The sequence below is a fragment of the Christiangramia sp. genome (assembly GCF_029937855.1).
GTDB lineage: Bacteria > Bacteroidota > Bacteroidia > Flavobacteriales > Flavobacteriaceae > Christiangramia.
The window spans coordinates 53,218-68,117 of record NZ_JAPYPC010000011.1 but is presented as its reverse complement, the minus strand read 5'-3'; the positions used below and the strand labels follow the sequence as shown (position 1 = coordinate 68,117).

The following is a 14,900-nucleotide window of genomic DNA, read 5'->3' as shown; positions in this document are numbered from 1 at the left end:
TACAGATTAGACGTAACATTCATAATAAAATTACAATTGGATTCCTTTTAACTAAAAAAAAAGAAGTTGGTAATGAGTTGTTAATTTCCATTTTCAAAATAGAATAGTTTTAACAACACTCAGGGCTTATTATGATCAATACGCTGTTTTACCGGAGCATCTTCCACTACATTTGAAAGAACTATATGGGTTCTGGTCTCTCCATAGGTAATTAATCTGTCTATAAGTTTTTCAAGGTGTTCCTGATCGTGAAGGATTACTTCCATAATAATGTTCTCGTTACCGGTTATCCTATAACAATTAATCACTTCTTTAAAACTGTTCACAGTTTCCAGAAATGCTTTTAACCTTCCGGTGAATGCCCGAAGCGTTATTACCGCCCTAAGCTGATATCCCGCTTTTTGATGGGAAATGTTTACTTTATAAGAACCAATCACCCCAGAATCTTCCATTTTTTTAACTCTTTCTGCTACAGCCGGTGAAGTAAGTCCTACTTTTCTTCCTATTTCAGAAAAAGAGGCTCTTGCATTTTCCTGCAATTCCTCTAAAATTGCCCAGTTTAGTTTATCCAGATACATTTAAGGTTTTTTGATTTGTTTTCGTTTAAATTTAAATAATTTTCCACATTTAGCTATTAAATTTAAAGTAAAGTAAACCTCCTGAATAGTAATTTAGAAGAAAATTAAAGCAGATGCCTTCTTTTTCAGCTAATTCAGATAATCCTCGACTGGCTCTTTATTTTAAGGCTCGCGAAATTATGTTCCTGTCCAGGCATGTCTCCGATTATCTGGTACCTGACCTTGCCGGGTTGAATGAAAGTGGAAAGGAAGATAAATATGTCTATTTTACCGGAGATATCATTAGACACTCCAATTCACTTATTCCTAATATAATAAAAGCTGAAAATGAATTCTTCCAGGAAGCACGAAGCCAATATGTAAGTGCGGTAGGACATTTAACAGATCGGCTTTCAAAAAATTGTGAAAAATTAGAGTCGGCTAATAGTAATGGACGGGAATTCGTCTGTCTTTTACGCAAGGAACTTCAAAAATTTAAAAAACTTCAACGGGTCTGGAGATTGACTCTTTAAGACTCTATTTCCATATATTAGAAACTTATAGAAAGTACAGGTTCAACTTCCTATTTCATAAAAAAGTTTGTTCCAAATAAGGCTCATCCGGATTTTTCCTATTTTTACATTAACTTTTATCAAACTTAAGTTCAAACTTAACTATTGAAGTATGAGTGATTTATGGAAGCGACATCCTAAGTTTGAAGAATTAGAGATCAAGGCAGATGGTTCCGAGCTGAAATACAAAGGTAAACTGCTGAATATTAGAGATTTTAAAGGAAGAACCGGAAGATTGATGAAAAGGGTCTATTTTAAGCGTTCTCACTATTCGGTTCCAAAATTAATACTCGAAACTTACACCGGATATATGCCTAAGGGACGGCACTATGCTACCTACAAAGATGGTAACATTCACAACCTACATCCAGACAATCTCTATTGGAGTAAAGCGCATGTAATTTCGAAAGAGCGAAAATTTGAGAACGACCTTAAATTGAGTAAATTAACAAAAGATCAAACCTATTCTGCCCTGGTAAGCCACAGCAAAGGCATTCCCATTTCAAAAATCGCAGAAAATTATAAGGTGTCAGACATGACGGTTCACAGAGCAATTCAACGCCTAAAAAGAAAGATTGAAAAATAGGAATGGTTTCCTGGATTATCTTCTCCTCACATAAAAAATATTTGAAAATATCCAGTAGCTTTTAAACGACCCTAAGGATTATTCTGGACAACAACAAAAAGAAAGATTCAGGGAATAGATCCCGATATCGCTTTGCTTATCGGGATAAGCGATTCGCACAACTTTCCAACCGAAGCTGGAAAGTTGGCTCTCTGCTTACATATTTCTTCTATACTGCCCTCCTACTTCAAATAAAGCATGAGTGATCTGTCCAAGTGAACAAACCTTGGTGGCTTCCATCAGTTCTTCAAATAAATTTTCATTGTTCACTGCTGCTTTCTTAATCTTTTCCAGGGTTTTATCGGCTTTAGATTCTTTTGCTTTGTGCAAAGTTTCTAAGGTTTTGATCTGATGTTCCTTTTCCTCTTCCGTAGCCCTGATCACTTCACCCGGCGTAACCGTTGGAGAACCCGTAGAGCTCAAAAAAGTATTTACCCCGATAATTGGATACTCCCCATTATGTTTTAAAGTTTCATAATAAAGACTTTCTTCCTGTATCTTTCCTCGTTGGTACATGGTTTCCATTGCCCCAAGCACTCCACCTCTTTCGGTAATTCTGTCAAATTCTGTAAGTACAGCTTCTTCAACAAGATCTGTTAGCTCTTCTATAATAAATGATCCCTGAATTGGATTTTCATTTTTAGCAAGTCCTAATTCTTTATTGATAATAAGCTGAATCGCCATCGCTCTTCTTACTGAAGCCTCTGTTGGAGTTGTAATTGCTTCATCATAAGCATTGGTATGCAGCGAATTACAATTATCATAGATCGCATACAATGCCTGCAGGGTAGTTCTAATATCATTAAAATCAATTTCCTGCGCGTGCAATGACCTACCGGAAGTCTGGATATGATATTTCAGCATTTGTGCCCGGGAATTCGCTCCATATTTGTGTTTAAGCGCTTTAGACCAGATTCTCCTGGCCACACGACCAATTACTGCATATTCAGGATCTACACCATTGGAAAAGAAAAAGGATAAATTCGGTCCGAATTTATTGATATCCATTCCACGGCTTAAATAATATTCCACATAGGTAAATCCGTTAGCAAGCGTAAATGCCAGCTGTGTTATTGGATTTGCTCCTGCTTCGGCAATATGATATCCGGATATAGAAACCGAATAAAAGTTCCTTACCTTCTCTTCAATAAAATATTCCTGAACATCTCCCATTAACCTCAGGGCAAATTCAGTAGAAAAAATACATGTATTCTGTGCCTGATCTTCTTTTAAAATATCTGCCTGCACCGTTCCACGAACTACACTAATGGTTTCCGCTTTTATTTTTTCATAAACTTCTGTGGGCAAAACCTGATCTCCGGTTAGACCCAGCAACATCAATCCAAGACCATTATTGCCTTCAGGAAGATCACCCCTGTATTGGGGACGGTCTATATTATTGTCATCATAAAGCTCTTTCAACTTAGCTTCAACGCGGTCTTCGAGTCTGTTTTCCTTGATATACTTTTCACAATTCTGATCGATCGCTGCATTCATAAAAAACCCAAGTAACATTGGTGCAGGACCGTTAATGGTCATAGAAACCGATGTCATCGCATCTGCCAAATCGAACCCGGAATATAATTTCTTGGCATCGTCCAGGCAGCAAATTGAAACTCCTGAATTACCAATCTTCCCATAAATATCGGGACGATGGTCCGGGTCATTTCCATAAAGGGTTACCGAATCAAAGGCTGTAGAAAGTCGTTTTGCTGGAAGTCCCTGGCTTACATAGTGAAAACGCCTGTTGGTTCTTTCCGGCCCACCTTCGCCGGCAAACATTCTGGTTGGATCTTCCCCGGTTCTTTTAAAAGGATATAATCCTGCCGTATATGGGAACTCTCCCGGAACATTTTCCTGAAGACACCACAATAATATATCTCCCCAGGCCTTATATTTTGGTAAAGCTACTTTAGGAATCTGTGTATGTGAAAGGGACTCAGTATGAGTTTCAATTTTAATTTCTTTATCCCGAACTTTAAAGCTATAAACAGGTTCTCTGTATTTCGTCACTTTATTATTCCAGGCAAGGATCATTTCCCAGTTATAGGGATCCAGATCCATCTTAATTTTATCAAATTCAGCAAAAAGCAATTTCAAAAAATCATTCTGAGACTCTTCAGCTATATCATAGATTCCATCCTGATCAATTCCATTCTTATCCAAATATTTCTGCTGGTCTTCCCCAAATTCAGTCTTGATCCCCGCAACAGTTTCTATGGTTTTATATATTCCGTAGAGCCTTTGAGCTACGTCCACCTGCGCACTGGCTTTCTCATCATAGCTTCGGTTATTTTCAGCAATTTCAGAAAGGTAACGGGTACGTTTTGGCGGGATCACAAAGATCTTCTCACTCATTTCTTTCGAAATCTCAAAAGTGGAAGAAAGTCCAGATTTGGTTTTCTCTTCTACCTCATCCATGATACTCTTATAAAGAGTGTTCATTCCGGGATCGTTGAACTGAGAGGCAATTGTTCCAAAAACAGGTAGCGTTTCAGCATCTGAATGCCACAACTGGTGGTTTCGCTGATATTGTTTTTTCACATCCCGCAAAGCATCCTGAGCGCCACGCTTATCGAATTTATTGATCGCTACCAGATCTGCAAAATCAAGCATATCAATCTTTTCCAACTGAGTAGCCGCTCCAAATTCCGGTGTCATCACATATAAAGAAACATCTGAATGATCTAAAATCTCCGTATCACTCTGTCCAATCCCTGAAGTTTCCAAAATAATTAGATCATAACCTGAAGCTTTCAAAACATCTACTGCTTCAGCAACATATTTGGAAAGGGCAAGGTTGGCCTGTCTGGTGGCCAGTGACCGCATATATACACGTTCGTGATTAATTGAATTCATACGAATCCTGTCACCCAAAAGTGCTCCGCCAGTCTTCTTTTTGGATGGATCTACAGATACGATTCCAATATGTTTTTCAGGAAAATCCATTAGAAACCGACGAACTAATTCATCTACCAGGCTGGATTTACCTGATCCCCCGGTACCGGTAATCCCAAGAACCGGAGTCTTTTCTGAATCAAAATCATTCCTATTAAAAAACTTATCAAACTCTTCATGCCGGTTTTCCGCAAGAGAAATAAGCCTGGAAATTGTATTTACGTCTTTTTTGCTAAGATTTTCTGAAACCTTATCTGGGTTCTTGAGATCTGGAACTTCATTGTCCACCCTTTTAATCATATCGTTGATCATCCCCTGAAGTCCCATTTCACGGCCATCATCGGGTGAATAAATACGATCAATACCATAATCCATCAATTCCTTGATCTCCTCAGGTAGAATAACACCTCCACCCCCACCAAAAACTTTGATGTTTCCGGCGCCTTTTTCGTTGAGCAGGTCGTACATATATTTAAAGTACTCGGTATGACCACCCTGATACGAAGTCATGGCAATTGCCTGGGCATCTTCCTGAATTGCGCAATTCACCACTTCTTCCACACTACGATCGTGTCCAAGGTGAATTACTTCAACGCCGGTCGCCTGGATGATTCGACGCATGATATTAATTGCCGCATCGTGACCATCAAAAAGAGAGGCGGCGGTTACAATTCTTATTTTATTTTTAGGTTTATAGGGATTTTGCTGTTCCATTTCTAATGTTAGGTATTTTTTGGAGCTGCAATTTACGAAAATTGTAAAAGATACAGGCCTTCTTTAAGAATAGTATAAAAGCCATCGGCAGTCAATCTTAGTGTCTGAAAATCTTTAATATTCTGTGGAAATATCATCTATTAAAATTTCCCTTGCCAATTACTTGCGGAAAGATTGAAAATAAATAAAATTCTGAAACCCATTATCACCGAGGAGCCCTGAAGAAATTAGTATCATTAAATTTTATCTCATGGAAAATAGCCGACTTCCAACAAGAATTCTACCTAAGGAATTGAGCAGACTACCCTAGTTTTAGTATTATTATAACTTTTAGTAATCAGGTTATAACACTATTGCCCTTATTTTTATCAAAAATGCCATACATGAAAAAAATTATCGCCCTTGCAGGAATCCTTTTCTTTTCGTCCTGTGCTGAATTACAACAAATTGCCACCCAATTACCTCAGGAATACGGGGTAAGTAATGCCGAAATTAGTTCAGGTTTAAAACAAGCCCTTGAATTTGGTATAGATAAAGAGGTTACCAATCTGGCAAAAGAAAATGGTTTTTTCAATAATGAGTTAATAAGGATAGGGCTTCCGCCAGAACTTCAGAAAGTAGATAAGACCTTACGTGACGTGGGATTAGACGCATTGGCAGATGAGGGTCTTAAGGTACTTAACCGTGCCGCAGAAGATGCCGTGGGCGAAGCAATACCCGTTTTTGCTGATGCCGTAACCGGAATTAGCTTTGCAGATGCCAGAAATATTTTACTGGGTGCAGATAATGCCGCGACCTTGTATCTTTCTAATAAAACCGAAACAGAATTATATGCACGATTTAATCCTATTATTAATAATTCTTTGGATAAAGTTGGTGCAACCCAGGTTTGGAAAAATATCATCCAGAAATATAATTCCCTTCCAATAACCTCGAATGTAAACCCAGACCTGACAGATTATGTAACCAATGAAGCTCTTGAGGGAGTTTTTATAATGATCGCAAAAGAAGAAAAAGCCATCCGAAATACGATTTCTGCAAGAACCACAGATCTACTACGGAAAGTATTTGCACTTCAGGATAAATAATATTTTTCTTTCAATGTGCATTTTTTTAACACTTATCACCTCTAATTCTTTATTTTTTACAATAAACTTAACTGCTATTTATAATTTTGTAAGTTATTAGCGCCTTAATTTTGTAATGTGAAAATGATTTAATGACGAAAGAGAATTTAGATTTATCCCATGTTTAAAATTTTTGAAAATAAAACAAAGGAAGAAAGACTTTGCGAGAAATATTCGTGGCTAATGCAGCGCTCCTACAAACTTGCCCTTTTTGATAAAGAAAAAAGTGATCGATTAAATGACCGCGCCAGAAAAATCATGGCTGAATTAAGAAGAATGAATTGCGATTTGGTGGAAGCTAAGAGTGAAACTGCTTAAAATAATCCATCGCCTCTAAAAGTCGGCTACCGTACCAGCTAAAATATTCACCATCCACGATTTTTGCTTCTTTAGAAACATTCTGAAATTGGAATTTATGTTCTTCTTTAAAAGGAAAAGGTTCCGAAGAAAGTAAACATATCTCTATATCTAAATCCTTAAGTTCTTCCAGATTCGCCTGTGGATACCTTTCAGCAGAAAAAACATTTTTAAACTTATTCAGGCTAAGCATTTCATCTATAAAGGTGCCGGTTCCTGCAACCATTAATGGTTTGTTCCATATAAAATAAGCGACTCTTTTTTCAGTAGAATTCACGACTATCTCTTTGAGTTTCTGCGCTTTCTTCTGAATAGATTTAACTATAGTTGATGCTAACTCCTCACATTTAAAGATGCTGCCATAATCCTTCATAAGCCGATAGGCGTCCTCGATATTCGCTACATCAGACACATGAACCGGTGCGATCTTCTCGAGATCTTCCACCATTTCTTTAGTATTTTCTTCTTTATTGCAAAGAATGATATCCGGCTGTAGCTCCTTTACTTTACGTAGATTTACTTTTTTTGTACCCCCAACACTGATTTTTATTTGCTTTAAATATGTTGGATGAACGCAATAATGGGTAATCCCAACGATGAATTTTTCCAGTCCCAGATCGACTAATAATTCTGTCTGACTGGGAACAAGGGAAATTATTCTTACAGGAGTCTCCTTCAGTTCAATTGTTCTTCCTAACTGATCCTGAATTCGCATGACAAAAAATTATAATTTTTCTAATTCCAGGGCCATCTGGTTTTGCATGGCTTCAGCCTTTGCACCGGCTATTTCTGCAAAATTTGAAGAATCTGAAGCATAAATTATTTTACGGGAACTATTTACCAGAAGCCCCACATTTTTAGTGATCCCATATTTACAAACTTCTTCCAAACTTCCTCCCTGTGCTCCCACTCCGGGAACCAGCAAGAAATTTTCAGGAATAATTTTTCTAATATCTGCGAGGTATTCAGCTTTCGTGGCGCCCACAACATACATTAAATTTTCAGAATTTTGCCATTCTTTTGAAGTTTGGATCACCTTTTTGTAGAGATCGTCATCTCCGGTTTTCAAGGTCTGAAAATCAAAAGCACCTTCATTGGAAGTCAAAGCCAAAAGAATGGTATGCTTATTTTTAAATTCAAGAAAAGGTTCTACAGAATCTTTTCCCATATAGGGCGCAACCGTAATTGAGTCAAAACCAAGATCATCAAAAAAGGCTTTTGCATACATTCTGGAAGTGTTTCCAATATCACCCCGCTTAGCATCTGCAATGGTATAAATATCTGGATATTCTGAATGTAAATATTCTATCGTTTTTTTTAATGCCTTCCAACCATCTACTCCTAACGCCTCATAAAAGGCAATATTTGGTTTATAAGCTACACAATACTCGTGCGTTGCATCTATAATAGCTTTATTAAAGCTGAAAACAGGATCTTTCTCAGAAAGTAGATAAGTAGGGATCTTATCCAGATCGGTATCAAGGCCCACACATAAAAAAGATTTCTTTTTAAATATCTGTTCTGTGAGCTCTTTTGAAGTCATATTTGTTTATCGGTTGTAGGTTCTCGATTATCTATTGTCACCCTAAGCTTGGTGAAGGGCAGTTATCAGTTATCAGTTATCAGTTATCAGTTATCAGTTATCAGAAAATAAAATTTTAATCGTACTTTAGAAAACTTTTCACTTTTCACTTTTCACTTTTCACTTTTCGCTTTCCCTTCCACCTGTCATTGAAAGCGAAGTGTAACGAAGCGACGCAATCTCGTGTTTGCTTTAGAATTAAATTAGACTGCCGCGCTATTCTGCGCTACACTCGCATCCAGACTCACTTTTCACTAAAGCATATCTGAATTCTCTTTCAGTTTCTCAGTATTTTCAGCTAACTGAAGTTCATCGATGATCTTTTGTATATCCCCATTAATTATATTGGAAAGATCATATAACGTTAAATTGATCCTGTGATCGGTTACACGACTTTGCGCATAATTATATGTTCTAATCTTGGCACTACGGTCTCCACTGGAAACCATGGAGTTTCTTTTAGCGGCATCTGCTTCCATTTTTTTAGCCAGCTCCATTTCATAAAGCCTGGAACGGAGTACACGAAATGCTTTCTCTTTATTCTTATGCTGGGACTTCTGATCCTGACACTGCGCTACTAAACCTGTAGGTTCGTGAGTTAACCTTACTGCAGAATAGGTTGTGTTTACCGACTGCCCCCCAGGTCCTGAAGAACAGAAATAATCTATTCTCACATCTTTTGGATCAATTTCCACATCAAATTCTTCTGCTTCAGGCAGTACCATCACGGTTGCTGCTGAAGTATGAACTCGTCCCTGGGTTTCGGTTTGCGGAACACGCTGAACACGATGCACCCCGGCTTCAAACTTCATTGTTCCATAAACATCATCCCCAGAAATTTCAAAGATCATCTCCTTAAATCCTCCACTGGTACCTTCGCTAAAATCTACAATATTATGGCTCCAGCCTCTGCTTTCCACATATTTTGTATACATACGATAAAGATCGCCGGCAAAAATACTGGCCTCATCTCCTCCTGTACCGGCACGAATCTCCATTACCACATTCTTGGCATCTTCAGGATCCTTAGGAATAAGCATCATTCTTATTTTCTCCTCCAGTTCCGGAAGTTGACCTTTGGCCTCTTCTAACTGGAGTTTTGCCATTTCGGTCATTTCGGGATCGCTGCCGTCTGAAATTATTTCTTCAGCTTCCTGAATATTATCGGTAAGACTGATATATTTTTCGCGCTCGTCCATTAGCGCACGAAGATCTTTATACTCTTTATTTAATTGAATATACCGCTTCTGATCTGATATTACATCTGGCTGAATAATTAGATCATTCACCTCATCAAACCGCTGTTTTACGATATTTAGTCTCTCAATCATATAATACTACTGAATTTAGGATAGCAAATTTACGATAATTTGCCTGAAATTTCAGAGAAAGCTTTAAAGGCTTTCTAAAGTTTCGACCGTCTTATGGCTCTTCCGAAGGAATTAAATTTCACCAATCCGGCAATTCCCAGAATATAGAAAAACCTATCGGGAAAATAAAATTCTTCAAATTCAAGATAATAAGCGATAAAGGAAGAGATATCAGAAAAAACCAGACAAAGGGTGGCTGCCGTAAAGAAGAAAGATGTTTTATCTGAATAACGGTTGCTGTAGGAAATCGCAGCAATAACCATACTTATCATAGATATTCCATAGGCATAAAAAAGAAGATTCAGGCCGGGATAAACATATTCACCAGGCACCATACCTACTAATAGATAAAGCATGGCAAGGTTCAGCGTAAAAACAACTACAAATAATACCTTCTGAAAAAGACTGGTTTGAAGCTTCTTTAGCTCTGACCCCACCACGAAAACGAGTAAGAGATAGGCCGTAATTCGCATTAAAAATGTTCCTGCATTGGCTAAGGGATTTTCGTAATAGAATAATCCAATATCAGAAATAAGCAAGAAAAAGAACACTCCAAGCAACCTCTTACTGTAAGTTCTTTGTAAAAGTAAAAGAAACATAAAAACGGAAGTACTCACTAAACGAGCCCATCGGCTAACTTCCAGGTCATAAGCAAATATGATATAAAAATTTGCCAAAAGTATTATCGCAGTGAGCGCAGATAGTAAAGACTTAGAAAGCATGGTAATTTGTTTGGTTGCAAGAGAGTTAGGATAAATATAGAATTCTACCTGTTAATTAAAGGAAAATATAAAGGTTTTTTAAAGAGTAGACGCACTAACAGAATTTTTATCCTTATGTTTTAATCGTCTTGAAAATAATAATAGCGCTCCTATGCCAAGAATATTAGCTAATCTATCCAGATAATAAAATACTTCAAAATCAAGATAGTAAGCATTATAATAGAAAATATCAGACAATACAAACCCAAACGCCGCTATCACAAGGAGGAAAGCTTTCTTATTCGCATATCTGTTTAAATAAGAAAGACATGCAGCTACAATGGCAAGTGAAAAAAAACCTAACAGATAAAAAAGACTAAGAAATAAAGGATTTTTATCACTCTCTGGCAATGATTCAGCCATTTCATGCAAGAGATAAATATCTATGCCTATCACAAACACAGAGATTAAAACAGTGAATAAATTGAGAACAAGTTTATTTAAGGCAGGTATAACTAATAAAATGAGATTTAAATAAGCAAGTATCCTTACCAAATAAAGAGTATTCTTTACAACGGAAAATTTCATAGAATACGATAAGGCCGTCGCAGATTGCCAACAATAAGAAAATACTGAATAGTCGCTTGCTGGAGAAATATTTTAAAACGTAGATCAGCAGAAAAAGAAAGGTCGCCCAAACCTGAACCACCTGTCTGCGATTAAATCTAAATAGAATATGGCTAAAAAATTGGCCAGGACAACGATACATATGAAAAGGCCAAACCAGAATTTCATTCTTTTAAGTTACTTCTTGTCAAATTAAACTGAATTATCTAAATCGCGTCACCAACTACCGCTTAATTTAAACGCTGTACAGTTAATATTAACTATATTCAAACATTCCATGCGGGCTTTTGATAGATAGTTTCTTATTTTCTGAAGCTTCTACCCTGCCTATGATCTTTGCATCTACATTAAAGGATTCTGAAATTTTAATGATTTCTGAGGCAAAATTTTCATCCACATAAATTTCCATTCGGTGTCCCATATTAAAAACCTGGTACATTTCCTTCCAGTCGGTTTTACTTTCCTGCTGAATCAATTTAAAAAGCGGTGGTGTCTCAAAAAGATTGTCCTTTATGATATGGTTTTGATCTATAAAATGTAATATTTTGGTTTGGGCACCTCCACTACAATGAACCATTCCATTAATATTTTCATTCCCAACATCCTGAAGGATCTTTTTGATAATAGGAGCATAGGTCCTGGTAGGGGAAAGCACTAATTTACCGGCATCTATGGGACTCTCTGCCACCTCATCGGTAAGTTTCTTAGTGCCGGAATATACTAATTCTTCAGGGATCGAATCATCAAAACTTTCCGGATATTTTTCAGCTAAGATTTTGGAAAACACATCGTGACGGGCAGAAGTCAATCCGTTACTTCCCATGCCGCCATTATATTCTTTTTCATAAGAAGCCTGCCCGGAAGATGATAAACCAACTATAACATTGCCGGGTTTGATGTTTGCATTATCAATAACCTTATTTTTAGGCATCCTGGCAGTTACTGTGGAATCTACAATGATAGTTCTTACAAGATCCCCCACATCGGCAGTTTCTCCGCCGGTAGAATGAATTTCGACTCCAAAGTTTTTGAGTTCTGAAATTAATTCTTCGGTTCCATTAATAATTGCTGAAATAACTTCACCGGAAATAAGATTTTTATTCCTTCCAATAGTTGAAGAAAGTAAGATATTATCGGTTGCGCCTACGCAAAGTAGATCATCGATATTCATGATAAGAGCATCCTGCGCTATCCCCTTCCAAACCGAAATATCACCGGTCTCCTTCCAGTACGTATACGCCAGTGAAGATTTTGTTCCAGCACCATCTGCATGCATGATCAAACAGTGATCCTCACTCCCTGTTAAATGATCTGGTACAATTTTACAGAACGCCTTCGGAAAAAGTCCTTTATCTACATTTTTAATCGCATTATGTACATCTTCTTTTCCGGCGGAAACACCTCTTCCTGAATAACGCTTACTAACTTCTTTACTCATTATTTTTTCTTAGAGACCTCAAAGATAATTAGTTTAAACAGTTTTGGTAAATAATCGGTAAATTTTAAAGAAAAAAGCCACGCTTTTGGGCGTGGCTTTAGTAAATAATTCGATTTTAAATAATCTATCTCGTAAACAATAGCTCTCTGTACTTGGCTAATGGCCAAAGTTCATCATCTATTAATAACTCTAACTTGTCACAATGATATCTTATCTCTTCAAAATAAGGTTTTACATCATCACAATAAGCAAAAGCTTTTTCTTCAGCCTCCTCTAATTTATTAGCAATCTTTCTGGCTTCGATCATAGCATTTACATTAGAGTTGATGCTAGCGATGTGAGCAGAGATACCTTCTATAAGCTCTAATTGCTCTTTAGCATGGCGCGTAAAATCATCTGTATAGATTTCCTTTAATCCACGCACATTCTCAATAAGGATATTCTGGTAACGAACTGCGGTAGGTATCACATGATTTCTGGCAATATCTCCAAGAATACGACCTTCAATCTGGATCCTCATCGCATACTCCTCGAGTTCGATCTCATGGCGAGCTTCGACCTCTGTTTGGTTCATTACCTCTAATTCTTTATATAAAGCGATGGTCTTCTTGCTAACCTGAGCTTTTAAAGCTTGCGGAGTAGTACGGTTATTACTTAAGCCACGTTTTTCTGCTTCCTTTTCCCATGCTTCGCCGTAACCATCACCTTCAAACCGGATCTTTTTGGATTTTTTGATATATTCTCTAAGAACATTAAAGATCGCATCATCCTTCTTCATCTTCTTGTCCTTGATTAACTTATCTACTTCTACTTTAAAGTCTTTAAGCTGCTTTGCCACGATACTGTTCAGCACGGTCATAGCGTTTGCACAATTCGCAAGAGAACCAACGGCGCGGAATTCAAATTTGTTCCCGGTAAAGGCAAAAGAAGAAGTACGGTTTCTATCGGTATTATCACGCAAAATTTCCGGAATCTTGCCTACTACATTTAATTTTAGATCTGTTTTTTCCTGGGGAGAAAGTTTACCATCTGTCACCTTTTCAAGCTCATCCAGAACTTTCGTTAGTTGTGAACCTATAAATACAGAAATAATTGCCGGTGGTGCTTCATTGGCACCTAAACGATGATCGTTAGATGCACTCGCGATGCAAGCCCTCAACAATTCTTCATTATCATAAACGGCTTTAATAGTGTTTATAAAGAAAGTTAAGAATTGCAGGTTCTTCATAGGGGTTGAGCCAGGAGAAAGCAGGTTTGTTCCAGTATCTGTAGCTAAAGACCAGTTGTTATGCTTTCCACTACCGTTAATCCCGGCGAATGGTTTTTCATGCATCAAGACACTTAAATTATGTCTTTCCCCAACTTTTTTCATCACATCCATAATTAATGAATTATGATCTACTGCGAGGTTAGCCTCTTCAAAAATAGGTGCCAGCTCAAACTGATTAGGTGCTACTTCGTTATGACGGGTTTTAACCGGTATCCCCAATTTCATACATTCGATCTCAAGATCCATCATAAAAGCAATAGCCCGGGAAGGAATAGATCCAAAATAGTGATCATCCAATTGCTGTCCTTTTGCAGGAGAATGTCCCAGAAGGGTTCTACCTGTAAGGGTTATATCTGGTCGTGAAGCAACAAGTGCAGAATCTATAAGAAAATACTCCTGCTCCCATCCAAGGGTGGCATTCACTTTCTTAACGTTTTTATCAAAATATTTAGCAACATTGGTGGCAGCATTATCTACCGCCTGAAGCGCTCTTAGTAAAGGAGTCTTATTATCCAGTGCTTCTCCCGTATAGGAAACAAAAATTGTTGGAATGCATAATGTGGTTCCCCAGATAAAAGCAGGAGATGTTGGGTCCCATGCGGTATAACCACGTGCTTCAAAAGTATTTCTAATACCTCCACTTGGAAAACTGGAAGCATCTGGTTCCTGTTGCACTAACTGACTACCTCCAAATTTCTCAATAGCAAGACCTTCAGATAAAGGTTCGAAAAAAGAATCGTGTTTTTCAGCGGTAGTTCCTGTTAAAGGTTGAAACCAATGAGTATAATGGGTAACTCCCTTAGAAATCGCCCATTCTTTCATTCCGGTAGAAATGTGATCGGCTACATTACGGTCAATTTTCTTCCCGGTACGCATGGCTTCAGTTACATTTTCAAAAGCCTCCTTGGTAAGAAACTGGCGCATCACCGTTTCATTAAAAACATTACTGGAGAAAATTTCTGATCTTCTTGCAGGTTCTTCGATCTTAACTGGTTTGCGGTTAAGTGTTTCCTTTAAAGCTTGAAATCGTAAAGTTGGCATATATTCTAAATTAAGATTTTT

13 protein-coding genes are annotated in these 14,900 nt (G+C 37.5%); 4 read left to right on the top strand and 9 right to left on the bottom strand.

Annotated features, from left to right (window positions below; translation table 11 throughout):
- Positions 1 to 119 precede the first annotated feature (119 nt).
- Complete coding sequence (locus Q1K34_RS08070; protein WP_300436980.1) at positions 120 to 578, bottom strand: Lrp/AsnC family transcriptional regulator; 459 nt, start codon at positions 576 to 578, stop codon at positions 120 to 122.
- Between the two features lie 113 nt (positions 579 to 691).
- Here Q1K34_RS08070 and Q1K34_RS08065 point away from each other — a divergent pair, with 113 nt between their 5' ends.
- Both Q1K34_RS08065 and Q1K34_RS08060 read left to right on the top strand, forming a co-directional pair.
- Entirely contained in the window at positions 692 to 1,090 is a 399-nt protein-coding gene (locus tag Q1K34_RS08065; protein ID WP_300436978.1) for a hypothetical protein, read from the top strand.
- A 151-nt stretch (positions 1,091 to 1,241) separates the two neighbouring features.
- Entirely contained in the window at positions 1,242 to 1,715 is a 474-nt protein-coding gene (locus Q1K34_RS08060; RefSeq protein ID WP_300436975.1) for an HTH domain-containing protein, read from the top strand.
- Positions 1,716 to 1,910: 195 nt separating this feature from the next.
- On the opposite strand, the gene Q1K34_RS08055 is transcribed toward Q1K34_RS08060, so the two are convergent.
- Positions 1,911 to 5,366 (bottom strand): methylmalonyl-CoA mutase family protein, encoded by a 3,456-nt coding sequence (locus Q1K34_RS08055; RefSeq protein ID WP_300436972.1) that lies wholly within the window; start codon positions 5,364 to 5,366, stop codon positions 1,911 to 1,913.
- A 383-nt stretch (positions 5,367 to 5,749) separates the two neighbouring features.
- Here Q1K34_RS08055 and Q1K34_RS08050 point away from each other — a divergent pair, with 383 nt between their 5' ends.
- Together Q1K34_RS08050 and Q1K34_RS08045 are read left to right on the top strand one after the other, a co-directional pair.
- Positions 5,750 to 6,454, top strand: a complete 705-nt coding sequence (locus Q1K34_RS08050; RefSeq protein ID WP_300436969.1) for a DUF4197 domain-containing protein — start codon at positions 5,750 to 5,752, stop codon at positions 6,452 to 6,454.
- 159 nt (positions 6,455 to 6,613) lie between these two features.
- Complete coding sequence (locus tag Q1K34_RS08045; protein WP_300436967.1) at positions 6,614 to 6,811, top strand: Lacal_2735 family protein; 198 nt, start codon at positions 6,614 to 6,616, stop codon at positions 6,809 to 6,811.
- Here the strand turns inward: Q1K34_RS08045 and Q1K34_RS08040 are convergent.
- The 7 genes from Q1K34_RS08040 to Q1K34_RS08010 all read right to left on the bottom strand — a co-directional run bounded on the left by Q1K34_RS08040 (position 6,792) and on the right by Q1K34_RS08010 (position 14,879).
- On the bottom strand, positions 6,792 to 7,565 hold the full coding sequence (locus Q1K34_RS08040; protein ID WP_300436964.1) for a helical backbone metal receptor: 774 nt from the start codon (positions 7,563 to 7,565) through the stop codon (positions 6,792 to 6,794). The two genes, Q1K34_RS08045 and Q1K34_RS08040, sit on opposite strands and share 20 nt — an antisense overlap.
- A 9-nt stretch (positions 7,566 to 7,574) precedes the next feature.
- Entirely contained in the window at positions 7,575 to 8,393 is an 819-nt protein-coding gene (pyrF, locus tag Q1K34_RS08035; protein ID WP_300436961.1) for an orotidine-5'-phosphate decarboxylase, read from the bottom strand.
- A gap of 293 nt (positions 8,394 to 8,686) precedes the next feature.
- Positions 8,687 to 9,763 (bottom strand): peptide chain release factor 1, encoded by a 1,077-nt coding sequence (gene prfA, locus Q1K34_RS08030; protein ID WP_300436959.1) that lies wholly within the window; start codon positions 9,761 to 9,763, stop codon positions 8,687 to 8,689.
- Between the two features lie 74 nt (positions 9,764 to 9,837).
- Positions 9,838 to 10,524, bottom strand: a complete 687-nt coding sequence (locus tag Q1K34_RS08025; protein WP_300436957.1) for a hypothetical protein — start codon at positions 10,522 to 10,524, stop codon at positions 9,838 to 9,840.
- A gap of 78 nt (positions 10,525 to 10,602) precedes the next feature.
- Positions 10,603 to 11,091, bottom strand: a complete 489-nt coding sequence (locus Q1K34_RS08020; RefSeq protein WP_300436954.1) for a hypothetical protein — start codon at positions 11,089 to 11,091, stop codon at positions 10,603 to 10,605.
- A 295-nt stretch (positions 11,092 to 11,386) separates the two neighbouring features.
- Positions 11,387 to 12,568: an AIR synthase related protein gene (locus tag Q1K34_RS08015; RefSeq protein ID WP_300436951.1), complete on the bottom strand. Its 1,182-nt coding sequence runs from the start codon at positions 12,566 to 12,568 to the stop codon at positions 11,387 to 11,389.
- Positions 12,569 to 12,692: 124 nt separating this feature from the next.
- A complete protein-coding gene (locus tag Q1K34_RS08010; protein ID WP_300436949.1) occupies positions 12,693 to 14,879 on the bottom strand; it encodes a glutamine synthetase III in 2,187 nt (728 codons plus the stop codon).
- Positions 14,880 to 14,900: the final 21 nt, after the last annotated feature.